The organism is Chitinophaga oryziterrae, assembly GCF_009758125.1.
Lineage (GTDB): Bacteria > Bacteroidota > Bacteroidia > Chitinophagales > Chitinophagaceae > Chitinophaga > Chitinophaga oryziterrae.
This window is the reverse complement of the sequence record NZ_WRXO01000017.1, coordinates 1-25,152: the sequence shown is the minus strand read 5'-3', so window position 1 is coordinate 25,152 and position 25,152 is coordinate 1. Positions and strand designations below refer to the sequence as shown.

The window sequence follows — 25,152 nt, the reverse complement described above, 5'->3', positions numbered from 1 at the left end:
CCATCCACAAAAAAAATCTTATTCCGCTGTTACCGATAACCGCTGATGGATCATCGCATTCATATTATCTCTTTCAGGTGTTCCTTTAATCACTTTATAACCAGGTGCCGGATCAAACTTCACGAGTTCAACAGACTTTACCTGTGCAGGTGTATTTGCCCCAAACCAGTGAGCATCTGATTGCTGGTTCCACGTTACAAGGGTCAGTTGCGCCTGGGCAGGATAATTACTGTCTCCCCGCGTACGTGCGTATTGGTAAGCAATATCATTCGCATATAAAGTAGACATCGTTTTATGTTGTTTATCTACCCTGGTACTGATGACTTTCCATTGTAACAGCGTATCAGTTTCCAGTGCAAGCGGTGTTGTAAATACGTAGTCATTATCTTTTAAAGGCTTGTGACAACTTACACATTCATTGGCAAATAATACTGTTTTCCCATAAGGTTTCAGGTCCATTCCTTTCCATCTTGCCCATCCCCATCCTTTGGTCTTTTTGTATTTATCTGCATCCTTGATCATAAACTCTACCTGTTTAAATTCCCCTGCATGTACCACACTATCCGCATCTACCAGTTGTTCCCAGGCTACTTTAGCGAAGGTGGTACCATCAGGCCAGGGATTGGTATGATGTTCTTCAATCGCTTTCACGGCAATAGCATTACCGAATATCACGCGTAAGGTGCTGTTATCAAACCTGTCGGTAGTACTGATAGCTTTCCATTGACCATATCCTTTTATGAATTCAATGCCGTTAAGGGCAGGATTTACCGCTATGGCAGCTTTATTGATCCAGTCGTTATATTGTTTCTCAGCCGCGCTGAACCTGGCAGAATCGGATGTTTTAACAGGCGTGAGACTGATCAGATAATTCTTAAGAATTGTGATATCATTGTCAGAGATCTTTGCCTCCGGATGCAGCATCGTATAATCGCTGAGAGGCATTTCCTTAAAGAGGATCTGATTCATGGAAAGAAAGAGACTACCCTTTTTATCTCCGGGAGCAAGGCTGTCCCAGTTGGAAAAATTCAGATCTTCCCTGCCTTCTTTAACATGGTCTGCTACCAGCCAGTAAGCAGGAGCTATCTGGTCGAACCATTTCAGTTCGGTTTCATTGGAGTGGCAGTCGTAGCATGATTTTTTAAGGATCTTTTTTACATCATCCGGCGCCTGTATATCAGCAGTTACCGGTGGATTCTTTATTTCCGGGCGAATGAACTGGATACCTGTGAAACAGATAAGCAGGAATAACAAACCTAACAACCATTTCCTTTTAGACATGATATGATGTATTAATTTTTATAAAATTATAGGAAAACCATGCATACACGAGTGTTAAAAAGGTTGAGCGTAATGAATTAAAGGATAAGTGATAACTTTGTAATGATGAAACTCAATAATAAGGATATTACAAGACTGACAGAGATCAGGATTTACTTCAGGGAGCCTCCTTATTCTTTCAAATTATCAGGGTATGCCAGGCTACAGGTAGAAGAAAGTATTGGCATACTCAGGAAATATCCGAACATACCCGCTACCCTGATAGAACGGATGGAAGCTTTTATGCCCTTGCTGATAGAATCAGAGAATAATATCCCTGAAACAATGGAACTGATGAAAAGGTTCGCAGTACTGTTGAATGAGATCAACCGGTAATATGGTGCCCGGAGCAGGGAGGGTTATAAAATCCTGTTCGTACTTATAGCCGCAAATAATTACTTTTGCGGCCATATGATACTGGATACATTACAAAACGCACATCTTTATTATGGCCTCGGCCCCCGCTTTATAAAAGCATTTGAATACCTGGCAAACACTGATTTCGACAAAGTAGAAAAAGGCCGGTATGAAATAGAAGGTACTAATATCTTTGCCATTGTAAATGAATATGATACGATAGATACAGAAGGGGAACAGATGGAATCCCACCGCAAATATATTGATGTGCAATACATCGTAAAGGGAGAGGAACTGATCGGGCACGACTTCCTGCAGCAACAAATCCCATCCAAAGCCTATGAAGCAGAGACCGACTTTATGTTATTTGCGGAAAAGCCTTTATTCTTCTCAAAACTGAATCAGGGGAACTTTGCGGTTTTCTTTCCTACCGACCTGCACATGCCTAATATTCGTGTTGGAACACCGGTTTCTGTAAAGAAGGTTGTGATAAAGATAGGGGTTGGTATATAGTTTTATTACTATGTGAGATTAATAAATTATCTTTATTTACAGTGCTACCGACTAAAGACGATTCCAACGTGCCTCATACTCCGGGAAATAATGGAGGACATAACATAGTAGTTGCTATCAGACAGGGCGACCCGGAAGCAATTTCCAAACTGTACGATCAGTATGCGGGTGTGCTGTTTGGTTTCATTAACAGGATCGTAGATGATCCTTTTATTGCAGAGAGCGTTTTACAGCATAGTTTTATACTAATATGGAAAGGTCTGGCAATGTACGAGCCTGAAAAGGAACGGCTGTTAACCTGGATGCTGAAGATAACAATGAGGGTTTCTATTAATGCTTTGCCCGAAACAGGTACGGTCAATAAGGCAGACACAGGTATATCAGACCTTCAATACCTGAATGATGCCATCTCTCTTGTTTTCTTTAAAGGATTAAGCCTGCAGGATGCTGCTGAGAAATTAGAGGTCCCCCTTGATGTATTAATACCGAAGATGAAAAAGGCCTTTAAACAGTTGGATGGAGGACTGTCATGATCTCAGCTTATTTATGTAATCCTCTGCAGTGATCTTCCAGTATACCCGTGATAATAGTTGGAGGATTATCCCAATGTTTTATAGAAGTATCTTTTAATATGGGATATAAAGAACTGTATCCGCCAATTTCCCCTGTAGTCAGTCCCATCACGACCGTATTAATTCTTGTATGCCTGATCACATAGGAACACATGATACAGGGTTCATGCGTGGTGTATAGGGTACAATCAGAAAGGTCCTGGCTCTTTAAAGCATGAGTAGCATGCCTGATGGCCTCTATTTCAGCATGGAATGTTATGTCCATATTGGTTTTCCCACCTTCCATGCCTTCTCCTATAATATGTCCGTCCTTTACAATCACTGATCCTACCGGACTATCCCCCCGGTGACCGGCCAGTATGCCCAGTGCCACGCACCTGTGCATGTAAAACTCATGATCTTTGTTCATTACCTGTCTTTATGCGAAGTTAAGGTATGAATTATTCAGATCATATATATAGCTGATTGTTATCAATTTGGCTTACCTTCATATCTCATATCTTTGGCTTATGAAAAAATAGCAAAGTATACGTTTAGAGTATAAACAACGAATTAAGATATGTTTCCGATAAGAACAGTAATAACAGGTACCGGTAGTTTTGTACCAGAGAATAAAAAGATCAACAGCGAATTTGCCATCCATGATTTTTATGATGAGCATCAGCAACGTATCCCTAATGCTGCTGTAGACATCATTAAGAAGTTTGAACAGATAACGGGGATCCATGAACGGCGATATGCGAACAAGGAAATGAATGCATCAGACATGGCGGCTATTGCTGCCAGTGTAGCCATTAAAGATGCAGGCATTGATCCTGAGTCCATTGATCAGATCATTGTTGCGCACAACTTCGGGAACGTTAGTAAACATACGATACAATCTGACGCGGTACCGTCCCTGGCATCGCGTGTTAAACAAATACTGGGTATCAAAAACCCTTCCTGCATACCTTACGATCTTTTATTCGGTTGTCCGGGCTGGATACAGGGATTGATCCATGCAGATGCATTCTTTAAATCCGGTCAGGCTAAAAGATGCCTGGTAATCGGGACCGAAACCCTGAGCCGTGTAATTGACTGTTATGACCGCGACAGCATGATTTTCAGTGATGGAGCAGGAGCCGTGATCATAGAAGCACAGGAAGGCGAAGCCGGGCCTGGCATATTAGGCGCCGTTGCACAGTCTTTTGTGATGGATGAACTCAATTATATCTACATGGGAAAATCTTATTTCCCGGAAGCAGATCCCCGTATCCGTTATATCAAGATGCAGGGCCGTAAGGTATACGAGTTTTCACTGAAACATGTACCTGAAGCCATGAAGGCTTGTCTGGAAAAAAGTAAGGTAGATATCAGAGACGTAAAGAAGATCTTTATACATCAGGCAAATGAAAAGATGGATATCGCTATTATCAAAGCATTTTATATGCTCTATGATATCAGTACGATCCCTGTTAATATTATGCCGATGAATATTAAGGAGCTGGGTAATAGTTCTGTAGCCACGGTTCCAACCCTGTTCGACATGGTAAAAAGAGGAACGATAACTGACCATGCATTAAAACAGGGAGATATCGTTCTCTTTGCTTCTGTCGGCGCTGGTATGAATATCAATGCTATTTGTTATAAACTCTAGTTTTATTCCAGGAAATTGCTTTTAAGTGTTTGCCACACTTCACTGCCGTTACCATTAAAGATCTGTTTCAGCATATAGATACCGAATCCTTTTGCCTGTGATAATTCAATCTTTGGCGGCATTGTTAATGCGCTGGGATTGACTACTACATCTATTAACACCGGCCCGTCGTGCGCGAGGGCTTTTTCTATGGCTTCCTGAATATTTTCCGGACTTTCCACCCGTATACCTTTAATGCCTATAGCAGCAGCCATTTTTGCAAAGTCTGGATTCTTCAGGTCTGTACCGAAAGGAGGCAAACCTGCTACTTTCATTTCCATCGCTACAAATCCCAGTTGTCCGTTATTATAGATCACTATTTTAACAGGGAGATTATATTGATAGATAGTGAGCAGATCGCCCATCATCATCGCAAAACCACCATCACCGGATAGAGAGATCACCTGTCTTCCGGGGAATTCCAGTTGTGCGCCGATAGCCTGTGGCATAGCGCTGGCCATGGATCCATGATTGAAAGAGCCCAGCAGTCTGCGTTCTTTGGTCATTTTCAGGTAACGGGCAGCCCATACCGTAGGTTCGCCTACGTCTGCGGTGAAGATGGCATTATCAGCCGCCGTTTCACTGATGATTTTTGTAAGATATTCCGGGTGGATGGGAGTTGTACCTTCCTTACCGGTAGCATGAGCATCCAGTGATTTGCGGCTGTCTTTATAATGATCTACACATTGGTCCAGGTGATCCCTGTCGGTTTTTGGTTGTAACAGCGGGAGTAAGGCTTCCAGTGTTTCTTTCACATCGCCCACCAGTCCCAGGTCTATACGGCATCTTCTGCCCAGGCGTTCTGCCCGGATATCCAGCTGTACAACTTTCTTGGATTTTGTAGGCAGGAAATTGGAGTAAGGAAAATCTGTACCTAATAATAGGATAAGGTCTGCCGCTTCCATGGCACGGAAGCCGGAAGAAAATCCAATGAGGCCGGTCATGCCCACATCAAAAGGATTATCATATTCCACATGTTCCTTGCCTCTTAACGCATGTACCATAGGAGAGTAGACGGTTTCCCCAAACTGTATCAGGGCATCATGCGCCCCGGCGCAGCCACGGCCGCATAGCAGGGTCACTTTGGAAGCCTGGTTGATAAGTGTGGCCAGTTTATCCAGCTCTGTATCTGAAGGGCGGATAGCAGGGCGTGTTAATAAGATGGGATGTTCCAGGTAATCGTCTTCCACTTTCTCCATCGCCACATCCCCGGAGATGCCGATAACAGCTACACCACGCAGGCCGATCGCATTTTGCATAGCGATCTGTAATACGCGGGGCATCTGCCTGGCAGAAGAGATGATCTCGCAATAATGACTGCATTCCCGGAAGATTAATTCGGGATGTGTTTCCTGGAAGTAGCCGGTCCCTATTTCACTGCTGGGAATATGCGCCGCGATAGCCAGTACGGGGGCCATACTGCGATGGCAATCGTACAAACCATTGATGAGGTGAAGGTTTCCCGGGCCACAGCTACCGGCGCATACGGCCAGTGCGCCTGTCAGCTGAGCTTCCGCACCTGCTGCAAAAGCGGCCGCCTCTTCGTGCCTGTAATGGATCCACTCAATTTTTCCGCACTGGCGTATCTCATCTACTATACCATTTAACGAATCTCCTGTTACGCCATGTACACGCTTTACACCAGCCTGTACCAATTGTGCTACCAGTTTGGCTGCTATGGTTTTTGACATTCTGAATTGGGTTTTGTGAGTGGAAATTGAGTAATAATTGTTACAAATTCTTTGCCATCAATAGATTGTACATCATTTTACGTAATTGGGCAAACACTATTTTGTTTTTCTATAGCTTTGAAGTTATTTAATGGCTTCTTTATGGAATTGACGAACGAATCGACTTATCAGGCTGCCAGTAAGGTAGCTGGCACAATAGAAGGACATTTTCAGAAACATCTGGCAGCAGCAAAGGCAAATGGTGAAGAAGACCTGGCAACAATGCCCGATGAGGCGATCATTGAAAAAATGATTGATGTAGCGTTTTGGGCAAGCCTGCGGAGGGAAGAGGGAAATCCTACCCGTATCTCTCTTGCATTTTTACAACCCTGCCAGGCAGGAAGACCTTTACTATTTGAACAACGCCTGCCACTGACAGTGAAAGTGCTGACGAAATTAGCTCCCGGTGTAGGGCGGGCGGGTATTCATATAGGCGTGTGGTTTGATGGCACTGAGTTATATATCTGGGGGACCACCATGAGACTACCCAATTACTGTTTTGTACTGGATGTATCCGAACCGGGATTACTGGTGGTGAAACACCGCCGTATAGTAGGATTGGGTAAGTTTACCAATGTAGCGGTACTGAAAGGCGACCAGGTGCAGGTGGTGGACGAAAACAGCGGACTGCTACCCGATACTCCTGCTATCCTCACTTCATTACTGGGCTTGAATTCTTCTCCTTTATGGAATGATCCCGTGAATGTATTGATCCAGATTGCCGTATCCATGCGTTCACATATGCGGGGTGGCATTCTGCTGGTAACGCCATCAGGTAATGATCACTGGCGGGACTCTATCATACATCCTTTACAGTACCCGGTGTTCCCTGCCTTTGGCGGTGTGGCAGACTTAATACGGCAGGACGGCAGCAAGGTGACAGAGATCTACTGGCAGACGGCATTAAGACGTGAAGTGGAAAATGTGACGGGACTGACAGCCGTGGATGGCGCTACCATTATTAATGATCAGCATGAGCTGATGGCTTTTGGAGCGAAGATTACACGCGCTGCAAGGTCTACTCCGGTAGATCAGATGCTGATGACAGAGCCGGTGGTAGGAGGGATCCCGATGCTGGTGCATCCTTCCAGTATTGGCGGAACAAGGCATTTCTCAGCAGCGCAGTTTATACATGATCAGAATGGGGCTTTAGCGCTGGTAGCATCTCAGGATGGATATTTCACCGTGTTCTCCTGGTCGGAAAAAGCACAGATGGTGCAGGCGCACCGTATTGATATTTTATTACTGTAAGATCAGAGGGCTGACCTGTTTGTTTCCAGGTCAGCCCTCTCATTATGCTGCTTTGTTAGCCGTATCGTTCTGTGTCAGTTTGTTCTTTACGAAAAGCAGACGCTCGTAAAATACTTCGAAGATACCTACTCCTTTCCTCAGTTTGATAATAGCCAGGTGGCTGAATACAAATGCTTTAAGGTCGATAATCTTACTTCCCTTTGATAATTCAATTGATTGTGGCAATTCGGCAGTAGAAAAAAAATCCTCCATCTCCTGGATGTCTTTGTCGGCATATTTCATATTAAACCGCGTATAGCAAATATCTGTCCAGTTTTTTTTATTATATTGTAAGTGTTAATCCGACAATTATCAATAACCCAACACTGGCCACAGGTTTCGCAACTATATTCTTTAATACAAAAATCCGCTTTATGAAAACGATCATCACAATCCTTCTCGTCCCATTTTTGTTTGCCTGTCAGAAAACTGCCGGCATCAAGCCATCTTTACAGCAGCAACAACTGGCTGCTGTAGCAGCAGACACCTGGGAAACTGTTTTAGACAGCAGTAGTTTTGCGAATTACACCGCTTTTGAAGCTGCCTGGAATTATCTGTATCCCTGGGGATCCGATCATAACGGCAGCGCACGTATGTATGGCAGCAGTACGGATCATAATCATATTTATTTAAACAATAGTATATTAACAATAAAAGCTGCAAAAATTACCTGGGATGAAGGCACCAGTACTTCTGATCCGCACCTGGCCATTCATTATCATTCCGGTGCTATCAATACAAAAGAACATGTACTTGTAAACGATCAGTTTCCCAACTGGGAAGTGAAATGTGATTTTCAGGTACCTACTGTAACCGGTTCCTGGCCTGCATTCTGGTTAACAGGCGTAAACAGCTGGCCTCCTGAAAGTGATATTATGGAGTTTAAGGGCAGCGCTACCAACTGGCAGAATACTTTCAGAACATCTTCTGATGTATCCAGTACGCTGACGACGGTATCTTCTCCCGGCAGCTGGCATACTTACCGGGCATGGATCACCAAAGTGAGTGCTACCAACGTAGATATCCATTATTATATTGATGGTGTATGGAAGGCGGTGCATAATGCCAACTTCGTGGGCAAGCCTTTGTATGTGATCATTAATATGCAGATGGAAGGTTCCAGCGGGGCTCCCGGGCCTACGGCTGATACTTATTTCAATGCCCGTAATATTTATATCGGAAGAACAAGGACCTATTAATGGTTGAGGGAACCTGTGGCTTTTATACTTTTATCGCCTTATATAACCCATCCCAGAGGGGTTTTAGTTCGCTTCCTATTTTGTTGCTGTTCTCTTCCATAATCCTGCTGATGCCGATACCATCACCTGTGTAGATGAATAATTTGGCCAGCTGGGCATCACTCATTTCAGATTCAATCTCACCATTTTCCCGGGCATGTTTTACCCTCGCTGTCCATGCTTTTACTTCTTCTTTCTGATAAAGCAGGAGCGTTTCTTTGAAGCCGGGGAGAATCTTCATCGCATCAAAAATGAGGTAGTAAAGGTTGGCTGTAAAGGTCAGCTCTTTATTACCACCGATCAATTTCATGGACTTCTTCCTTTTATTTTCTGATTCTGCCAGTATTTCCGTATAGAATTGTTTTAAGGAATGGAATGGAATTTTACTGAAATCTATAGACATCATATCCATGAAGAAGTGTTGTATTACTTCTTCAAACACCTGCTCTTTACTGCTAAAGTAATGATAGAACGCACCTTTGGACATGCCGGTTTCTTCCACGATCTGTTTCATGGTTACTTCCTTGAAGTTTTTCTGCAGGAAAAGTCTCAGTGATGTGACTAAAATGTGCTCCTTTGATTCATTCATAGTACCGACCATTTGGTACATAAAATTAAGGATAAAAATGAAATACTGTTGTATCTTTTAACAATGCAAGTACACGTAAAGATTTTTCTTTTATTTATTAATAGTAATTATTTGAAAAAACAGTTATGTTTGCAGGGTAATTTAAGGGACAATTTTTGAGACAAGTATTTCGTCATGTGCTAGATTTAATTGTACAGCATTAAGCATTTATACCCCCGTAATCTGTTATTATCATGTTTATCATTCATCAAAAGTGAATGAGAATATATGTTTATGCCCGGTTTACTCCCTCTTAAACTTCCTTATACCAACATTAGAATCCAGAACTTGCCGTGAAATTTTTTGTATCCCTCGTGCTTATTTTTCTTTTTGCAGTATGCAATGTATACTGTCAATCGGCATTGTCTAGGGAGATTTCCGGATACTGTACCCGATGGAATATAACAATGCCTTATTTCAGGGACCCGCAAAAATTTACAGATAACCTTATCTACTATACGCCGGGAGGATGTAAGTCTGCTACCGTTGTTCTCATTCCATTATCCCGCCAGACGTATGATACCGTAACCGGTTATGTGATGCATATCCGGAAAGAAAGGCAATTACCTGTATTTGTTAATCAGCGTAAACCTTTACTGGCGGTACACGGGAATGTGATGTATGACCTTTATTATCAATCTAAAACAAAAGACAAAGAGGAATTGATTTTTCACTTAAAAATAAGATATGTTTTCAGAGGTTATTGATATAATTAATAATAAAGTAAAGGACCTTTATTTCTTTGAATTCTCGGTTTTATCTCTTCAAAAGGAAACCCTTTTAGTTGCCGGAAGTAAAGATTTTATTTATTATCATAATTTTGAAATTGTTTTTAATGATGTTTATGCTATCCTAGGTACTTTAAATTGGCAAATTATTCCAGGCAAGTTGTGCTTGGAATTGATATCAGATGAAGCTGCGAAAGAGTTAAATATGGGATATTGGATTCAACAAGATCTTAGCATTTTTAAATTTAACTGTGAAGACACTTTACCTACTTATATAGTTGCGAAAACAATTGAATTAAAAGACGAAATTGTGTATCATTAAACTTATTAGTGGCCCACAACTTTTATCATAATGTGAATATATCTTGCACTATGGATCGACACTGTTCGTAATAAGATTTCATGTGATATCCATGGAGTTCAATAAAAAAGACGGCCGTTGCCGCAAGAAGAGAGGCTTCTTGAAATCTTAATTAAAAAAGCCTCAAAAGCGTTTCTATTTGATTGGAAAGTTGATTTACTAGTACAAACAATGGAGGATGCAGGGATGGGTAGTTTGCATTTATTCCCTTCTGGAATAATAGATGAGGACCGATTATTTGGCGAGCAAGTTAGTGAATATCAGTTTACAGACGAAGACGGAATAGATGTAATTGCATCTTTAAATATAGATTGCAAAGGGTATTTACTAGAACTTGATATTTGGAAGACGGATTTTAGCCCTTTGATTAAAATTCCTGGAATGATCGAATAAAACTTATAGTAAGCGTAGTCGTTATTGGCTACGCTTATTATATTATAGAGTAGCGATATTTTTTTGAAAGAAGTCTATAATAGGAGATATACCTAAAGATGCGGAAGTAATGAGCGGTAAATTTGGTTCTCGACAAGATGGTATTACCGGTTTTCGTTGGGTTGGAGAGGACGGATTGTATAAATAGCTAAGATTGGATTATGACGCTCAAAAAGGGGCTCATTATAACTGGAAAAATGGAAAACAAAAAGGAGCAATTCAGTTTAACAGTAGTCAGGAACAGGTAGAAAGAATGAAAAAAAAATGAAGTTGTTAAAGCCGATAAACATTAGTTAAAACAGCATAGAGAATTATAAAAAAATAGTAAAATGAAATTTTTTAAAAATAATGATATTAAAGTTCTATCAGAATATAATAATACATTTTTTGAAAAAAAATTATTATCATTTGGATATCCAATCAATAAAAGTCAACATATTTATCGGACACATGTGGATTGGAAATCAATGAAAGGTTTTTCTTTTTTTTATGATTATATTGGCAACGATGATATAACAATTCTTTTAAAAAGAAGTAAACTTTGCAATCCAGAAAGGAAAATAATTTTGGAATTAAATCCTGGTAGTCCAATTATTGAATTGTCAAGTATTTTGTTTTCAGACAACTGGGAGGATATTGTCAATGAGAATAGTTTTGGTGTCTCAGGAATAAGTACAGATGGAGAATTAATTTTTGAATTTACTGATGACTCTTACTATACCCTACATAGTAACTTCCCTATTAAGTAAAGTAATTTTATATAATCTGACGTGATTATCTCAAATAGAAGTTTTATAAAGAAATCAATTATCTTGATTTAGTCAAATTCGAATAAAAATAATTTCTTAATTTTTTTATTGTCTGGTGGCTGTTTCGCAAGAATGAATAGCACATTTCATAAATAAATATAATGACACGTCTAATTATAGTACTTTTCTTTATTCCTTTTTTTCTTTGTTGTTCTGATAGGGGAAGTAATCAGAGCGTAAATATTTATATTCCGTTAAATTATACCGGATGGGTAAATATTATATTTAATGACAGTAGTAATAATTCCATTCAACCTTTAAGTTTTAATAATGGATATGTTTATTTAATTACAAAAGATCCTCAATTTTTTAAGGTTAAAACGAATGAATTCCCTGCGGGGAAGTATGATATGAATTGTTATTATTACAATACAGATACCATTATAAAATTAAGTTGGGGAGGGTTCCCTAAAACCAACGTAATTTTTGAAAGAACTATTGGGAGTTCCGGTTATAATAAATATAGACCTTCTATAAATACTTTTTCATTTTATGTAAGCAAAGAGCCGTTAACTGTGAATGGATTATCTGAGGAGATGCTTCCTAAAAATAAAATATTTGAGTTAGGTAATCATAAGTAATAATTTAAACATTGTTGTCAGATAGAAAGATAAATGGATAAAGTCATAGATCGTAATAATTTTGATGAAGTGTTGGAAAAATATCGTGGCGCAAATGCGCAGGTCTGGTTGTTTCATATCTCCCATAAACGTTTAGCAATTCGGTTGTCGCGACATAATGAAAAAAAGGATTTATATATTATTGGAATTACTTGCGATTATATTAGAGGCCCATTTTCGTGGAAGAATGCTGAAATAAAAATTTATAAAGAGGAGAATAAAGAAATATTAGAACCTGTTACTAGAGTAGTTGATTTGAATGCTGACTTTGAATTTATCACTTCTGGTTTAGTGAATTTGGTTACAGTAGATTCTTTGGATCTTAAATACTCGTTTGATGACTTCTTTTTAGAAGGACGGGAATAGATTGTAATCTAGAACCTACATCGTTTCCAAAACCTGGAAATGTGAACCTGTTATTACAGGACTACAAGCTAGGGGGTATGGCCGATGCAGGCAATGGAAACCGTTGGAAAAAGATAGCTTATCAATATGATCTTATTAGTGGTAAAGTAAATACAGTGTCCTATCAACCCGGAAAACCGGATGCGTTCTATCACCGTTATAGCTATGATGCAGAAAATAGAATAACCAATGTAGAGACCAGCAAGGATAGTATTTATTGGGAGAATGATGCATTTTACCAATACTATAAACATGGACCACTGGCGCGTGCGGTAATAGGCCAGCAACAGGTACAAGGACTGGATTATGCATATACATTACAAGGTTGGTTAAAAGGCGTAAACAGTACCGCTGTTACGTCAGCATTCGACATGGGACATGATGGTGCTGCTGGAAGTATGGTTGCAAAAGATGTATTTGGACTTGCGCTTCACCACTATGGCAACGGTGAATACTCACCAGTTAACAACACTGTGTCACCATTTGCTTCTGTCACTGGTTTAACTTCTTTATTCGATGGTAATATATCTGCTATCAGTCAGAATTTACCGTCTTTAGGTAATCCTTTGCTGTATTCCTACAGTTACGACGTCCTTAACAGGCTTAAAAAAATGCAGGCTTCTAATGGTTTAAACACCACTACCAATACCTGGACACCTGTCGCTTTATCTGATTATAAGGAATCTATCAGTTATGATGCAAATGGTAACATTCTTACCTATGACCGTTATGGTAACAAGGCTATGCCCAATAAACAAATGGATAGCCTGGCTTACAGCTACAAAACAGGTACGAATAAACTTGAGTTCATAAAGGATGATATTGCGGCTGCTAATTATGATAATGATATTGATAACCAGTTAATTGGTAACTATGATTATGACGCTATAGGAAATCTAGTAAAAGATAGTGCTGGTAGTATTCGTAATATAAGCTGGAATGTTTACGGAAAGATCTCTACTATTACTAAAACGGATGGTACTACCATTGGTTATACTTACGATGTGACCGGTAACCGTGTTAGCAAGACGGTGAATGGGGTTCAGACATGGTATGTACGTGATGCCTCCGGAAATGTTATGAGTGTGTATACTAAAGGGGATAACACCATTAACAGTGGTGCTTTTTCTCAAACAGAAACTCACCTGTATGGAAGTAGCCGTTTAGGTATTAATACATTGAATACCAATATGGAATCCGGTGTAACACCAGTGACGGTCAATTTAACTGGACTAGGTTCAGGATTTAATATTAATTTTATTCGGGGTAAGAAGTTCTTTGAGTTAAGTAATCATCTGGGTAATGTATTGGCGACAGTATCAGATAAGAAAAATAGTATCTTCACTGGAAGTGTATTTGATCATTATGAAGCTGATATTGTTTCTGCACAGGAGTATTATCCATTTGGTATGCAAATGCCAGGTAGAGGACTTAGTAGTATTAAGTATCGTTATGGATTTAATGGACAAGAGAAGTCTGACGAAATAGAAGGAAATCATAATACAGCTTTGTTCTGGGAGTATGATACGAGGACAGGAAGAAGATGGAATTTAGATCCTAAGCCAACCATGGGGATAAGTGAATACGCTGTATTAAATAATAGCCCTTTACTGTATAGTGATCTGTTAGGTAATACTCCGGGAGGTCCAGGTGACGAAGATAATCCTAGCCCGTTTCGCAAGTTGTGGAACGGCATAGTATATCAAGCAAATTTCTTTACCATTAGCTTTAAGGGGTGGGGTGCTGGATTTAAAGCTACGCAGGACCAACTTGGAGCCTCCAGTCTTGGAATGATGGACGGCGCGAACAGAGCACTTTCTTTGGGACTTATTCATCGATCTGCTGAAAGCGTTGGAATAAATGAGCAGAATGCTGGTTGGTATGATGCAGCAAGTACAGTAGCACAATATGCAACACCTACCCCTGGCGGCGGAGGTGGCGTGGCACCTCAACTTGCAATGGTAAGTAATAGCGAAGTTGTTGCCGTTAAAGCAGCAACTCAAATTCAAACAGCAGTAAGTTTATTGGCAAAGGCAACTAAGCCTCCTGCTGCTCCTGTCCAAGAATATGACGTAGGAGAGTTTAAAGATTTGGAAAAGAATTCTGTATCAGGTGATAAACTGGATTTGCACCATGTTCCACAAGCGCATGCCGCAAATCAGATAATTCCAGGATATACCAGAGCGACTGGGACAGCAGTTGCCCTGAATGAAAAAGTTCATAGATTAATACCTCGTTTAAAAGGGTCTTATTTAGGTTCTGCCAGAGAGCTTTTAGCCAGAGATGCCCAAAATATGCGACAAGTAGCAGTGCCAAGAGAAGTTATTCAATGGATAGTAGATTTAGCTAAAAAGCAACATCCTAATTCGTATATTAGACCTCCAAGAATACCTAAAGTACCATAAATATGTACGATCTGCATCATATACCTAATATTAGAGATAGTAAGCGATTGATAAAAAATTTTAATGTTAAAACTGGTGTAGCCATTGCGCTACGATTCAAAGCACACCAAAACCTTAAGATGGCAAGATTTGAAGATGTGTTTAGTGCAAGAGATCTGATGGCAAAAGAAATTTGGAACTTACGCCAACATTCACTGATTCCAATTAATGTTTTGTTGAAGATAATTGAACTGAATAGAAAAAAATATCCTGAGTCATTTAAAAAGTAAATCAATGAATACTGAAGAATTTATACTCACGATTAAAAAAGTAGTAGAGGATACTACAATAAGCAATCTATTGGAGGAATTAGATGAAACCACGCTTCCAAGTGAAAAATTGAAAAGGATGTCATTATTATATAATAAATTGAGTCTGGAAGATAGAGAGGTTTTAAAAGAAATAATTACGGAATCAGCACAAAGTGCTCTCTTTGGTTTTTTCTGTGTTTTAGATGGAGTAAGGGCTATCGAAGATGGGCCAGATAAAGGCAGATTAGAATTATGGTACAAGAATGACAATGACGGGCAAGCTCATATTTTAAATAATCAGGATGTAGAATTCATGCATGATATTTATAATTCTTAATCTGTTGGTCAGATAGTCAGACAAACCAGAACAATCAGCAATCTAAATAAAAAAGAAGGTGTTTCAATGCACCTTCTTTTTTATTGGGTAATTATGACATAAATAAATTTACAAACTGTAATTAATTGAATATAAGTATGATTGATTGCTTTTAAGGATAATGCTACAAGAAATAATAAATATGATAATCAAGAAGATAAAAAGTCGTCTTTTTCTTGATAGTTCGATTTATTCGTATGATAAAAATGAACTGGTAATGCTGTAGAAAAACACCAGGACAATTTACCACCAGCTGTCTAAAATTTTACTCGCGACAATCGGAACAATTATACATAATCACTCAGTCGTTAATTAGGTAAAGAACCTTTAACCAGTAGCTAAATCAAGTTCACCTGTAAGAATCCTACTGCAGTACTTTTCTAATATAATGGCCGCTCCCGCAATAATTTTCTTCTCATCATTTTCATAATTAAGTAAGCCTTGTTCCTCTAAATTGTTGTATTCGATTTCAGTATCAACTCCTATCTCTGCCAGTAAATCGGAGAAATAATATTTTTTATCAGGTTTAATAATGTCAATAACAATACTCACACCTCCTTCATCCCGCCATGAATATATTATTACATGAATTTTAACATTCTTATTGCTTAAAGTTGCTCCTCCTCCATTTTTATAAGCATCCAACGCCAAATTATATTTGATAATTAGTTTATCAAATTTTTCAATTAAAAAAGGTAAAATAGATGCATCTATCATATATTCTGGTTTATCTTTTCACAAAGACGAAATATCGAATCCTGCATTTCTTTAGCTCAAAGTACTGGTAGCTTGAGTTCATGCGTCAATACCAAACCATACTTGATCATAGGTATAATTATTTTCTGGAAATATAATGTAATATACAACTCAGAGTATCCCGTGCTTCCTTCAAATATATATATTCTTAACGTAATAAAATCATAGCCGGGAATGTTTTAAGGACGGCTAATGGGTATAGGCTCTCTGTTATTAACTCTTTCTGATAATAATACACTGAATGCCAATATGGAACCCAGTATTACACTAGTGACGGTTAATTTAGCTGGACGAGGTTCCGCATTTAATATAATTTTATTCGGGGTAAGAAGTTCTTTGAGTTAAGTAATCATCTGGGTAATGTATTGGCGACAGTATCAGATAAGAAAACTAGTATCTTCACTGGAAGTGTATTTGATCATTATGAAGCTGATATTGTTTCTGCTCAGGAGTATTATCCGTTTGGCATGCAGATGCCAGGTAGAGGATTCAGTAGCGGTAAGTACCGTTATGGGTTTAATGGGAAAGAGAATGATAATGAGGTGAAAGGAGAGGGAAATCAGCAGGATTATGGGATGCGTGTGTATGATTCGAGGAGTGGGAAATTTTTGAGTGTGGATCCATTGACAAAGGATTTTGCCTGGTACACGCCGTATCAGTTTGCAGGAAATACGCCGATACAAGCTATTGATCTTGATGGAGCTGAACAGTGGATAGAGCTTCAGGCTTCTGCCTTGAAGCGAAAGGCTGAAATAAAGATGGCGCAAGCAGACAAGGTTGCAAGTGAAAGTACAAGGTTACCTGAGGGACATATACTATTGGCGGATATATATGGCAATGGTTACATGGGGCCAGCATCAGTTGTTAGAGAGAGGGTTGCATATATTAAAAATCAGCATGATGCCGCTGTTGGCGAAAGTATAGCCAAAGGCCCTTTTGGAGCTCTAGGGTATAAACTTTCTGGTGATAATGGAGCTATTAAGTGGGGGGCGGTAGATGATATTGCTTTGTCGCTTGGTGGTATTCCTGAAAAAAATTCAAGTGTTTTTCCAGAACGAGTTAATGTTGAGCCTACTCCATTCGTTTCACGAGTACAGGCGCCGCGTATAGGAACTTTAAGGATTGAAGAGGGAGGTCAATTTTCCGAAAGCGAGATTAATGCAGCTAAATATATGAAAGGATTAGGATATGATGTGTTGTTACGTTCACCAAAGGGGACACGGGCCCAAGGAGGGACTTCAGATTTAGTAGTCGATGGAACAAACTATGATGTTTTCACTCCAAAGTCAGATAAGGTGAATAATATTATAACAAATATGAGGAAGAAGAACTCTCAAACAACAGGTATTGTACTAGATTTGTCTCAAACTACGGTTACCGCGGAGGATTTAGGAGGAAATGTTTTGCAAAGAGTTCGAAGTACAGCAAAAAATATTAAAGACATTGTAATATTGCCAAAAAATGCCAAAAATTGAATGTACTTGTGGAAATATAATCGGGCTGAGCGAAATTCCTAGCCCCAACCAATTACTTATTATATCTGATGAGAATTTTGACGAAGTTTATGCTGATTGCATAGATCCAGATAAATTATATGAGAAATTTAATATAGTAGCGAAGTGTAAGGTTTGTGGAAGATTACATGTCTTCTGGAATGGCTTTGATAAAGATCCTATTATCTATAAGCCAGAGTAAGATAGGTTGTCTGACTCTAACTAGGCGTATTAGGAATAAGTTGAAAAATTGAGATTTGGTTGTAAAGTCAGATTAAAATATCCATGTTGTAGGGGCGAAGGCAAGAAAGGCATTATTGTTCTTTCTTGCTTTCCTATTTATTACAATGACCCTAATGGTGATTTTAAGTCTAAGTTTATGGCTTTTGCTTACAAGGTGCTTCATGGTGGTGGTGATATAGGAAAAGATAAAAAGACGGGTGATTACTATGTGGGTAAACAAGTTGAATACAAGGGTGACGGTGCGGGCGCTACTTTTCTATAATATAATGAATTATGGAATGATTAGTATTAATGGGACTCGTTTAGGTGATTTGTGGAAAAGTAAGAAGGCAACTCTAGTAACGGGTGATCAGGTTAAGTTTCTTCTGAATGAAATTCGATTGCAGATGCAAGGGTATGGAGTTCAACCTAAATATGACAGTAAATCTAGCAACGAAGTTAATCAAAAACGAGCTATGCAGTATTATGATGATTATTGGTTTAATCCACCAAGACAAGCTGTTCCAACTAAAAAATAACTGTGAAAGAGATTTACATTGCTTTATGTGTAATGGTAATATCTATATCTTCTTATAATAGAGGAGTAGATTACAAAAAGGATATGAATTTAAATTGTCCTTATGAATTTGATTCTTTAGCCATGATGAATGTGTTTACATATGTAGATGAAATGCCTGAGTATCCAGGTGGAAATCCTGCAATGTTAAAGTTTATTGCTAAAAACTTTAGGTATCCTGATAAGTCAGATTTTCAGGCATCCTTTAGAATTCAGTTTGTGGTAGATATAGATGGTTCTATTATCGCAGCAAGGGTAAGGGGCCGGAATAAAAATGAATTAACGTTGGTAGAAAAAGAATTATTAAAAGTATTATGTAAAATGCCTAAATGGAAACCTGGCGCTTGTCTTAATAAGTCTGTTCCTGTAAAGATTAATCTGCCTTTATATTTATAAGTGGATGGATCCACAAAACCATATAATATTGGGGATGTATTAGAAGCATTTAAGAATGCTGGAGAATTACTATGACAACCAGAAATAGATAAAATAAAGGCGGATGCTAAATGAAAGGGGTATTGACCAATTTGCTGGATATTAGTGCGTATCATAATTTAAGCAGTATTTTCATATTGCAGGAATAATAAAAGAGGTCGAATGAATTATATGATGTAAAAAGTGTTTTTTCGAATACGCTTTTACGTTATTACCATGCAGCGGGAGACTTATATATCAAACAACCTGAAGGTAAGCACACCGTCAGCCTGAAATGTTTTCCTTAAGAGTAATGTTTGCATCATTATTATTCGATTCAATTAAAATTCTCAGAAAATAGTATGTCAGTTAGTTAGAGGACGTTGTGTTAAAAATAAATAAAGGCCCTGATGATCACTTAAACGACTGACAATCTCCACCACACAAAACAAGCCTGTATCGTACTTACGATAAAGACTCGTTTTGTGTGTCAGGAATGCAGAGGGGCAATACTTTTTTACTGATATAGAAAAAGAAGGTATCCTGTTGTACGACAGCGGTAACGTAGCCCTGGCCGAGCGCAAGCCTTTAAGTGCGGCAGAAGCCAAAGTTATTGCGCAGAAATATTATGACCAGTGGTATAGGAGCGCACAGGAATTTTACATAGATGCACAAAACGTATTGAACAGGGGCAGCCTGAAAAACGCGGTCTTTTACCTGTACCAAGCCGCGGAGCGTGCGTATAATGCTGTTGTATTGGTATAGTGAAGAATACTTTTAATGAGGATTACATTCGTACTGCATTAACAGCAGCTTCTTTAGAGAAGTTTGCGGTGACTTATAGTACCAGCGAATATCACTATACACTTTACTACTATGATCAGGCGGGTAACCTGGTGAAAACAATACCACCTGCTGGTGTGATCAAGAACCGTTCAGCATCGTGGCTGGACAGTGTGAAGACAGCAAGGCTGAATGGTGTTAAGCTGGTGCCTAAGCATAAAATGGCAACGGAATACAGATATAATACTTTGAATGCGGTAGTAGCGCAAAAAACGCCTGATGCAGGAGGTAGTAAGTTCTGGTATGACCGATTAGGAAGGGTGGCTGTTTCGCAGAATGCTAAACAAGCTGGAGTAAATGCATATAGCTATTCGATGTATGATCCTCTTGGGCGTATTTCAGAAGTAGGAGAACTGACTAGTGTAACTCCCATATCAGACAGCATTAGCCGAAAGGAATCTGTACTTACTGCCTGGATGAATGCTGCCGGTAGCAGTAGAAGAGAGATCTCGCATACCGTGTATGATGAATCTATTTCTCCTTTTGAAGGAGAGTTATGGAATGCGACAAATCTGCGCAACCGTGTATCCTGGTCAGCGATTTATAATTCAGCATCCGAACAGGCTTCGGGTTATTATAGTGCAGGTACCTTCTACAGCTATGATATCCATGGAAATGTGAACCTGTTATTACAGGACTACAAGCTAGGGGGTATGGCCGATGCAGGCAATGGAAACCGTTGGAAAAAGATAGCTTATCAATATGATCTTATTAGTGGTAAAGTAAATACAGTGTCCTATCAACCCGGAAAACCGGATGCGTTCTATCACCGTTATAGCTATGATGCAGAAAATAGAATAACCAATGTAGAGACCAGCAAGGATAGTATTTATTGGGAGAATGATGCATTTTACCAATACTATAAACATGGACCACTGGCGCGTGCGGTAATAGGCCAGCAACAGGTACAAGGACTGGATTATGCATATACATTACAAGGTTGGTTAAAAGGCGTAAACAGTACCGCTGTTACGTCAGCATTCGACATGGGACATGATGGTGCTGCTGGAAGTATGGTAGCGAAAGATGTGTTTGGATTGGCACTACACTACTATGGTAACAATGAATACTCACCTGTTAATAATACATTAACGCCATTTGCTGCTGTCTCTGGTTTAACTTCTTTATTTAATGGTAATATATCTGCTATCAGTCAAAATCTGCCTTCTTTAGGTAATCCTTTGCTGTATTCCTACAATTACGACGTCCTTAACAGGCTGAAAAAGATGCAGGCGTCTAATGGGTTGAATAAGGCTACCAATACATGGACACCCGTCGCTTTATCTGATTACAAAGAGTCTATCAGTTATGATGCGAATGGTAATATTCTTACTTATGACCGTTACGGTAACAAGGCTGCTCCAAACAAACAAATGGATAGCCTGAGTTACAACTACAGGACAGGTACGAATAAACTTGATTTCATAAAAGATGATATTGCTGCTACCAATTATGATAATGACATTGATAACCAGTTAATTGGTAACTATGACTATGATGCTGTAGGAAACCTTGTAAAAGACAGTGCTGGAGGTATTCAAAATATCAGATGGAATGTTTATGGAAAGATAGCGGCTATCACTAAAACGGATGGTACAACAATTAGCTATACTTACGATGTGGCTGGTAACCGTGTTAGCAAAACTGTGAATGGCATACAAACCTGGTATGTGCGTGATGCCTCCGGAAATGTCATGAGTGTGTATACTAAGGGAGATAATGCAATTAACAGTGGTACTTTATCTCAAACAGAAACACACCTGTATGGAAGTAGCCGTTTAGGTATTAATACATTGAATACCAATATGGAATCCGGTGTAACACCAGTGACTGTCAATTTAACAGGGCTAGGTTCAGGATTTAATATTAATTTTATTCGGGGTAAGAAGTTCTTTGAGTTAAGTAACCATTTGGGTAATGTGTTGGCAACTGTATCAGATAAGAAGACCAGCATTTTTACGGGAAGTGTATTCGACCATTATGACGCTGCAATTGTTTCTTCTCAGGAGTATTATCCGTTTGGGATGCAGATGCCTGAGAGAGGATTCAGTAGTAGTAAATACCGCTATGGGTTTAACGGGAAGGAGAATGACAATGAGGTGAAAGGCGAAGGCAACCAACAGGATTATGGATTGCGGGTGTATGATCCGCGGTTAGGGAGGTTTTTTAGTGTGGATCCACTGGCACCTAAGTATCCGGAGTTAACACCATACCAATTTGCAAGTAATACACCTATGCAGGCAGTAGATCTTGATGGTGGAGAAGCTAATTATATAATCCAAAATGGGAGAAAATGGGCAGAATCGATGTCTTCAGATAATTTGAGACATCAGATTCCAGCAAATGCATATATACCATCATTGGGTGCCGCTGAATACGGTGCACAAAATGGTGCACAGACTGGAATGTTTATTGTGGGTTCAGTATTTGTAGTTGCGAAGGCGCCGGCAGTGCTTAGTGCTGTAGGTAGAGGCATATCATTTGGATGGAAATGGTATGTAAATGGTGGGCATACTATGGTATCTGCGGCTACAGGAGATGCATCTGCCGCATTTGGCCCAAGCGCAGCAGGCGCAACAGGAGTGGGGATTGCTACTTATGAAATAGCAGCAAGAGATGAAGCGATAAGTAGTGAGGTTACATATTTTAGAGTTCAAGGAGGCACCCCTCCTAAAGCAAGCCGGAATCTCATTTCGGTAAATGAAATTGGAAATGTAAAAGTGAAGAATACTACTTTAAATATTAGTGCAGGAGATGGGGAGCATGTGGAACATTTCTTGAAACTTAGGCCCGAAGCAAGCGTTGTTAAATTTAAAGTACCGGGCTGGTTTGATGATTTTTTGAAAGAATATGCAATACCGCAGGCCGAGTATTCTAAAAACCCTGCTAATCAAGGTGGATTAGCACCTAAATTAGTGGATCCGACTACTCCTGGTACTTCATACGAATTACCACCTATATGGACACAATGGATAAATGAAAATGCTGTAAAAGGGAGTGGCGAAGTTATAAAACCTCAATAAAAATTATATGATTAAAAATCCTCTATATGGAGATGATATTATAGTGTTAATTAGATATGATAACGAATACTTTTGGTATCTAAGTGAGAAGACTATTTGGGTCATGAATTATACTAAATGGATGGAAATCTTTTATCCTTTTTCAAACAAAAAAGCAACAATTCCGGAAAGAGAAGGGCTTGATATTTTAAATAGGGATAATTGGTTGGAGTTTAAAGAACGAAATGTAGAATTAGCGACAAATAGGGAGGAATTAAGAAGGCTCATTGAATTTAATTTGCCTATTACAAGCTGGGACGAAAAAGGTGAATTATTTCCTGCGCTCTTTTTAGATTTTGATAAGAACATACTTTATTCTCTTTTTCCTGAAAGCCTGGCTTTTGAGAGATATGTTCCAGAGTATTGGACAGGATTATATGAGGATTTCTATTCGTTAATTCCGGATGCTGAAAAGTATTGGATAATTGAAGGGGTAGATCATTTTCCTAAAGAATAATTCAGCTTTATTAGATTTGAAAGTATTTGATTTACTCATAAACGAATAAGCCCTGTCTGTGTAGACTGGATTTATCGTTTATGAGTAAATGCTTTATGGTCTGTGCTTACTGTCTTGATGAATGCTGGGAAAGAAGTAATGGTGCTCAACAGGCAGGAACTATAGTTAATGAAACTGGCACAGGTAAGTTCGCTGGAAATATAATAAAGGTATTTAACTATAATGGCATTAAAGTCGCTGTCGACGATACCCGAAAATTAATAATGAGTGTTAGACCTGAAACAGGATTTCACCTCCCTTAAAATTTAAACATATGAAGTACGAATATGACAAAGAAGTTGATGGACTTTACATTTGGTTTGTAAATGATATTGAAAAAGATAAAATAAATTATGAAAAGGAAATTTGGCCTAGCGAATTAAAAGACGAAATAGGGTTGTTATTTGATAATCGGGGCAAACTTATGGGACTGGAAATTCAACCTGCATCTAAATATTTCGATGATGAAAAATTGAATCAAATAGCAAAAGAAAGCTACTTGTAGAAACGGTTAGAAATAATACTTTTTAATAAGAATGTAAGGCCTGCTAGACATAATGAGGGTAATACTAAAAGTATATTTACATCATGGAGTAGGAAGTGGATTTGGACATCAGTGTAAGTGGTTTAGCTTTAATATTGAATATTATAAAATTAATCAACCACGGTCACAATGATTACCAGCCATAGAGACATTAGAACCAAATCCAGCTGATCCAGTATTTGAAGGGTTACTTATTTTTTATGGTCTCAAAGCGTGGTCTCAAAGGCCACGCTTTTCTCATTATAACGCAGTAATATTTTTCTGAAAGAAGTCTTTAAATTTTTTATTGGTAAGCATTTTATCAATAAGGCGTAAGATTATTTGTTTGTCTTCTTCTTCCAGTTGTTGAATAAGCCTCATCTGTTCTACAGTACTTTTATCTTCGAGTATTACTTCTCTCGGCAATTGCCCTTCATTGTTAACGATCTGATCGATGGAGCAATTAAATAGCTGCGACATTTTCAGGAGTTCAGCTACAGTGATCTCACGCAATCCTTTTTCAATCTTGCTATATGTTGATTTATCCACGCCGATATGGTTAGCAACATCTTTTTGCATGAGGCCTTTTTCTTCGCGGATAGTTTTAATGTTGTTAGCTAAATTCATGCTCTAAAAGTATAGATAAAAGAAACTATTGCCAATATGTGGATAAAATAAACACTTTTAAGTTGATTTAAAGGAAACAAATTAATATATTTACAGTAGATAAATTAGAAACTTATTTTTGAATGGAAGTGAAGAATCAGGCTGGGTAAAGAGTACGGACGTTACCAGGAAATACTGAGTCTTTATTCTGATACACGCTGATAGGCAAAGTGACATCTTTTGCAGGTGGTCTTTGAGAGGATGGCTTTGATGTTAGCATCTAATGTCTATAACGGTGATGATGGGCCAGTTAAAACGGAGGATACTGGGCCAGGTATTTCGGGAGTCATTGGGCCACTTTCCATATGCAATAATAAGAGTTTAAGTTAATCAGTTCAACTGTTTTTTCTT

General features: G+C 38.9%; 31 protein-coding genes. 24 read left to right on the top strand and 7 right to left on the bottom strand.

Going from position 1 to position 25,152, the window contains the following annotated elements:
* Positions 1-18: 18 nt before the first annotated feature.
* Positions 19-1,281 (bottom strand): cytochrome P460 family protein, encoded by a 1,263-nt coding sequence (locus GO495_RS31575; RefSeq protein WP_157303953.1) that lies wholly within the window; start codon positions 1,279-1,281, stop codon positions 19-21.
* A gap of 105 nt (positions 1,282-1,386) precedes the next feature.
* Here GO495_RS31575 and GO495_RS31570 point away from each other — a divergent pair, with 105 nt between their 5' ends.
* From GO495_RS31570 to GO495_RS31560, 3 genes are all read left to right on the top strand, one after another.
* The gene (locus tag GO495_RS31570; RefSeq protein WP_157303952.1) at positions 1,387-1,656 is read left to right on the top strand and encodes a hypothetical protein; all 270 of its coding nucleotides are present in this window, start codon (positions 1,387-1,389) and stop codon (positions 1,654-1,656) included.
* Between the two features lie 75 nt (positions 1,657-1,731).
* On the top strand, positions 1,732-2,190 hold the full coding sequence (locus GO495_RS31565; RefSeq protein WP_157303951.1) for a NanQ anomerase/TabA/YiaL family protein: 459 nt from the start codon (positions 1,732-1,734) through the stop codon (positions 2,188-2,190).
* 41 nt (positions 2,191-2,231) lie between these two features.
* Positions 2,232-2,723, top strand: a complete 492-nt coding sequence (locus GO495_RS31560) for a sigma factor (RefSeq protein ID WP_157303950.1) — start codon at positions 2,232-2,234, stop codon at positions 2,721-2,723.
* Between the two features lie 7 nt (positions 2,724-2,730).
* On the opposite strand, the gene GO495_RS31555 is transcribed toward GO495_RS31560, so the two are convergent.
* Positions 2,731-3,171 (bottom strand): nucleoside deaminase, encoded by a 441-nt coding sequence (locus tag GO495_RS31555; protein ID WP_157303949.1) that lies wholly within the window; start codon positions 3,169-3,171, stop codon positions 2,731-2,733.
* 150 nt (positions 3,172-3,321) lie between these two features.
* Here GO495_RS31555 and GO495_RS31550 point away from each other — a divergent pair, with 150 nt between their 5' ends.
* Positions 3,322-4,398: a 3-oxoacyl-ACP synthase III family protein gene (locus GO495_RS31550; protein WP_157303948.1), complete on the top strand. Its 1,077-nt coding sequence runs from the start codon at positions 3,322-3,324 to the stop codon at positions 4,396-4,398.
* Between the two features lie 2 nt (positions 4,399-4,400).
* Here GO495_RS31550 and poxB read toward each other — a convergent pair whose 3' ends face one another.
* Positions 4,401-6,128, bottom strand: a complete 1,728-nt coding sequence (gene poxB / locus GO495_RS31545) for a ubiquinone-dependent pyruvate dehydrogenase (protein WP_157303947.1) — start codon at positions 6,126-6,128, stop codon at positions 4,401-4,403.
* Between the two features lie 141 nt (positions 6,129-6,269).
* Here poxB and GO495_RS31540 point away from each other — a divergent pair, with 141 nt between their 5' ends.
* Positions 6,270-7,418, top strand: a complete 1,149-nt coding sequence (locus GO495_RS31540) for a putative sensor domain DACNV-containing protein (RefSeq protein WP_205691369.1) — start codon at positions 6,270-6,272, stop codon at positions 7,416-7,418.
* A gap of 42 nt (positions 7,419-7,460) precedes the next feature.
* On the opposite strand, the gene GO495_RS31535 is transcribed toward GO495_RS31540, so the two are convergent.
* Positions 7,461-7,700 carry a DUF6965 family protein gene (locus tag GO495_RS31535; protein ID WP_157303946.1) on the bottom strand — a complete coding sequence of 80 codons (240 nt, stop codon included), beginning with the start codon at positions 7,698-7,700 and terminating at the stop codon, positions 7,461-7,463.
* Between the two features lie 131 nt (positions 7,701-7,831).
* On the opposite strand from GO495_RS31535, the gene GO495_RS31530 reads away from it, so the two are divergent.
* Positions 7,832-8,656 (top strand): LamG domain-containing protein, encoded by an 825-nt coding sequence (locus GO495_RS31530; RefSeq protein ID WP_157303945.1) that lies wholly within the window; start codon positions 7,832-7,834, stop codon positions 8,654-8,656.
* 22 nt (positions 8,657-8,678) lie between these two features.
* On the opposite strand, the gene GO495_RS31525 is transcribed toward GO495_RS31530, so the two are convergent.
* A complete protein-coding gene (locus GO495_RS31525) occupies positions 8,679-9,284 on the bottom strand; it encodes a TetR/AcrR family transcriptional regulator (RefSeq protein ID WP_157303944.1) in 606 nt (201 codons plus the stop codon).
* Positions 9,285-9,730: 446 nt separating this feature from the next.
* On the opposite strand from GO495_RS31525, the gene GO495_RS31520 reads away from it, so the two are divergent.
* From GO495_RS31520 to GO495_RS31480, 9 genes are all read left to right on the top strand, one after another.
* Positions 9,731-10,030 (top strand): hypothetical protein, encoded by a 300-nt coding sequence (locus GO495_RS31520; protein WP_157303943.1) that lies wholly within the window; start codon positions 9,731-9,733, stop codon positions 10,028-10,030.
* Positions 10,011-10,373, top strand: a complete 363-nt coding sequence (locus GO495_RS31515) for a hypothetical protein (RefSeq protein ID WP_157303942.1) — start codon at positions 10,011-10,013, stop codon at positions 10,371-10,373. The genes GO495_RS31520 and GO495_RS31515 overlap by 20 nt, the downstream gene beginning before the upstream one ends.
* Before the next feature lie 117 nt (positions 10,374-10,490).
* A complete protein-coding gene (locus tag GO495_RS31510) occupies positions 10,491-10,805 on the top strand; it encodes a DUF6984 family protein (RefSeq protein ID WP_157303941.1) in 315 nt (104 codons plus the stop codon).
* A gap of 368 nt (positions 10,806-11,173) precedes the next feature.
* Complete coding sequence (locus GO495_RS31505) at positions 11,174-11,593, top strand: hypothetical protein (RefSeq protein WP_157303940.1); 420 nt, start codon at positions 11,174-11,176, stop codon at positions 11,591-11,593.
* A 161-nt stretch (positions 11,594-11,754) separates the two neighbouring features.
* The gene (locus tag GO495_RS31500) at positions 11,755-12,234 is read left to right on the top strand and encodes a hypothetical protein (RefSeq protein ID WP_157303939.1); all 480 of its coding nucleotides are present in this window, start codon (positions 11,755-11,757) and stop codon (positions 12,232-12,234) included.
* 33 nt (positions 12,235-12,267) lie between these two features.
* Positions 12,268-12,639, top strand: a complete 372-nt coding sequence (locus GO495_RS31495) for a hypothetical protein (protein WP_157303938.1) — start codon at positions 12,268-12,270, stop codon at positions 12,637-12,639.
* Positions 12,640-12,680: 41 nt separating this feature from the next.
* Positions 12,681-15,083, top strand: coding sequence for an RHS repeat domain-containing protein (locus GO495_RS31490; RefSeq protein WP_157303937.1), 2,403 nt, complete (start codon positions 12,681-12,683; stop codon positions 15,081-15,083).
* Between the two features lie 2 nt (positions 15,084-15,085).
* The gene (locus GO495_RS31485) at positions 15,086-15,352 is read left to right on the top strand and encodes a hypothetical protein (RefSeq protein ID WP_157303936.1); all 267 of its coding nucleotides are present in this window, start codon (positions 15,086-15,088) and stop codon (positions 15,350-15,352) included.
* Positions 15,353-15,356: 4 nt separating this feature from the next.
* Complete coding sequence (locus GO495_RS31480) at positions 15,357-15,710, top strand: hypothetical protein (protein WP_157303935.1); 354 nt, start codon at positions 15,357-15,359, stop codon at positions 15,708-15,710.
* A 366-nt stretch (positions 15,711-16,076) separates the two neighbouring features.
* On the opposite strand, the gene GO495_RS31475 is transcribed toward GO495_RS31480, so the two are convergent.
* The gene (locus GO495_RS31475) at positions 16,077-16,466 is read right to left on the bottom strand and encodes a hypothetical protein (protein WP_157303934.1); all 390 of its coding nucleotides are present in this window, start codon (positions 16,464-16,466) and stop codon (positions 16,077-16,079) included.
* Between the two features lie 404 nt (positions 16,467-16,870).
* On the opposite strand from GO495_RS31475, the gene GO495_RS31470 reads away from it, so the two are divergent.
* The 9 genes from GO495_RS31470 to GO495_RS31435 all read left to right on the top strand — a co-directional run bounded on the left by GO495_RS31470 (position 16,871) and on the right by GO495_RS31435 (position 24,117).
* A complete protein-coding gene (locus tag GO495_RS31470; protein ID WP_157303933.1) occupies positions 16,871-17,980 on the top strand; it encodes an RHS repeat-associated core domain-containing protein in 1,110 nt (369 codons plus the stop codon).
* The gene (locus GO495_RS31465; protein WP_157303932.1) at positions 17,967-18,200 is read left to right on the top strand and encodes a hypothetical protein; all 234 of its coding nucleotides are present in this window, start codon (positions 17,967-17,969) and stop codon (positions 18,198-18,200) included. The genes GO495_RS31470 and GO495_RS31465 overlap by 14 nt, the downstream gene beginning before the upstream one ends.
* Positions 18,201-18,377: 177 nt before the next feature.
* Entirely contained in the window at positions 18,378-18,503 is a 126-nt protein-coding gene (locus tag GO495_RS32490; RefSeq protein WP_276611848.1) for a hypothetical protein, read from the top strand.
* Between the two features lie 16 nt (positions 18,504-18,519).
* Complete coding sequence (locus GO495_RS31460) at positions 18,520-18,759, top strand: hypothetical protein (protein WP_157303931.1); 240 nt, start codon at positions 18,520-18,522, stop codon at positions 18,757-18,759.
* A gap of 2 nt (positions 18,760-18,761) precedes the next feature.
* Positions 18,762-19,193, top strand: coding sequence for a hypothetical protein (locus tag GO495_RS31455; RefSeq protein ID WP_157303930.1), 432 nt, complete (start codon positions 18,762-18,764; stop codon positions 19,191-19,193).
* Between the two features lie 501 nt (positions 19,194-19,694).
* Positions 19,695-19,976 carry a HEPN domain-containing protein gene (locus GO495_RS31450; RefSeq protein ID WP_157303929.1) on the top strand — a complete coding sequence of 94 codons (282 nt, stop codon included), beginning with the start codon at positions 19,695-19,697 and terminating at the stop codon, positions 19,974-19,976.
* Complete coding sequence (locus GO495_RS32570) at positions 19,976-23,077, top strand: RHS repeat-associated core domain-containing protein (protein ID WP_157303928.1); 3,102 nt, start codon at positions 19,976-19,978, stop codon at positions 23,075-23,077. The genes GO495_RS31450 and GO495_RS32570 overlap by 1 nt, the downstream gene beginning before the upstream one ends.
* A gap of 7 nt (positions 23,078-23,084) precedes the next feature.
* The gene (locus GO495_RS31440) at positions 23,085-23,573 is read left to right on the top strand and encodes a hypothetical protein (RefSeq protein WP_157303927.1); all 489 of its coding nucleotides are present in this window, start codon (positions 23,085-23,087) and stop codon (positions 23,571-23,573) included.
* A gap of 313 nt (positions 23,574-23,886) precedes the next feature.
* Positions 23,887-24,117, top strand: coding sequence for a DUF2283 domain-containing protein (locus GO495_RS31435; RefSeq protein WP_157303926.1), 231 nt, complete (start codon positions 23,887-23,889; stop codon positions 24,115-24,117).
* A 279-nt stretch (positions 24,118-24,396) separates the two neighbouring features.
* On the opposite strand, the gene GO495_RS31430 is transcribed toward GO495_RS31435, so the two are convergent.
* Positions 24,397-24,762, bottom strand: a complete 366-nt coding sequence (locus GO495_RS31430) for a helix-turn-helix domain-containing protein (protein ID WP_157303925.1) — start codon at positions 24,760-24,762, stop codon at positions 24,397-24,399.
* Between the last annotated feature and the right edge of the window lie 390 nt (positions 24,763-25,152).

Excerpts from the sequence above, each read along its gene's own strand:
- GO495_RS31575 (WP_157303953.1), bottom strand. The coding sequence starts at position 1,281 with ATGTCTAAAAGGAAATGGTTGTTAGGTTTGTTATTCCTGCTTATCTGT.
- GO495_RS31570 (WP_157303952.1), top strand. The coding sequence starts at position 1,387 with ATGAAACTCAATAATAAGGATATTACAAGACTGACAGAGATCAGGATT.
- GO495_RS31565 (WP_157303951.1), top strand. The coding sequence starts at position 1,732 with ATGATACTGGATACATTACAAAACGCACATCTTTATTATGGCCTCGGC.
- GO495_RS31555 (WP_157303949.1), bottom strand. The coding sequence starts at position 3,171 with ATGAACAAAGATCATGAGTTTTACATGCACAGGTGCGTGGCACTGGGC.
- GO495_RS31550 (WP_157303948.1), top strand. The coding sequence starts at position 3,322 with ATGTTTCCGATAAGAACAGTAATAACAGGTACCGGTAGTTTTGTACCA.
- poxB (WP_157303947.1), bottom strand. The coding sequence starts at position 6,128 with ATGTCAAAAACCATAGCAGCCAAACTGGTAGCACAATTGGTACAGGCT.
- GO495_RS31540 (WP_205691369.1), top strand. The coding sequence starts at position 6,270 with ATGGAATTGACGAACGAATCGACTTATCAGGCTGCCAGTAAGGTAGCT.
- GO495_RS31535 (WP_157303946.1), bottom strand. The coding sequence starts at position 7,700 with ATGAAATATGCCGACAAAGACATCCAGGAGATGGAGGATTTTTTTTCT.
- GO495_RS31530 (WP_157303945.1), top strand. The coding sequence starts at position 7,832 with ATGAAAACGATCATCACAATCCTTCTCGTCCCATTTTTGTTTGCCTGT.
- GO495_RS31525 (WP_157303944.1), bottom strand. The coding sequence starts at position 9,284 with ATGAATGAATCAAAGGAGCACATTTTAGTCACATCACTGAGACTTTTC.
- GO495_RS31520 (WP_157303943.1), top strand. The coding sequence starts at position 9,731 with ATGCCTTATTTCAGGGACCCGCAAAAATTTACAGATAACCTTATCTAC.
- GO495_RS31515 (WP_157303942.1), top strand. The coding sequence starts at position 10,011 with ATGTTTTCAGAGGTTATTGATATAATTAATAATAAAGTAAAGGACCTT.
- GO495_RS31505 (WP_157303940.1), top strand. The coding sequence starts at position 11,174 with ATGAAATTTTTTAAAAATAATGATATTAAAGTTCTATCAGAATATAAT.
- GO495_RS31500 (WP_157303939.1), top strand. The coding sequence starts at position 11,755 with ATGACACGTCTAATTATAGTACTTTTCTTTATTCCTTTTTTTCTTTGT.
- GO495_RS31495 (WP_157303938.1), top strand. The coding sequence starts at position 12,268 with ATGGATAAAGTCATAGATCGTAATAATTTTGATGAAGTGTTGGAAAAA.
- GO495_RS31485 (WP_157303936.1), top strand. The coding sequence starts at position 15,086 with ATGTACGATCTGCATCATATACCTAATATTAGAGATAGTAAGCGATTG.
- GO495_RS31480 (WP_157303935.1), top strand. The coding sequence starts at position 15,357 with ATGAATACTGAAGAATTTATACTCACGATTAAAAAAGTAGTAGAGGAT.
- GO495_RS31475 (WP_157303934.1), bottom strand. The coding sequence starts at position 16,466 with ATGATAGATGCATCTATTTTACCTTTTTTAATTGAAAAATTTGATAAA.
- GO495_RS31465 (WP_157303932.1), top strand. The coding sequence starts at position 17,967 with ATGCCAAAAATTGAATGTACTTGTGGAAATATAATCGGGCTGAGCGAA.
- GO495_RS32490 (WP_276611848.1), top strand. The coding sequence starts at position 18,378 with ATGGCTTTTGCTTACAAGGTGCTTCATGGTGGTGGTGATATAGGAAAA.
- GO495_RS31460 (WP_157303931.1), top strand. The coding sequence starts at position 18,520 with ATGATTAGTATTAATGGGACTCGTTTAGGTGATTTGTGGAAAAGTAAG.
- GO495_RS31440 (WP_157303927.1), top strand. The coding sequence starts at position 23,085 with ATGATTAAAAATCCTCTATATGGAGATGATATTATAGTGTTAATTAGA.
- GO495_RS31435 (WP_157303926.1), top strand. The coding sequence starts at position 23,887 with ATGAAGTACGAATATGACAAAGAAGTTGATGGACTTTACATTTGGTTT.
- GO495_RS31430 (WP_157303925.1), bottom strand. The coding sequence starts at position 24,762 with ATGAATTTAGCTAACAACATTAAAACTATCCGCGAAGAAAAAGGCCTC.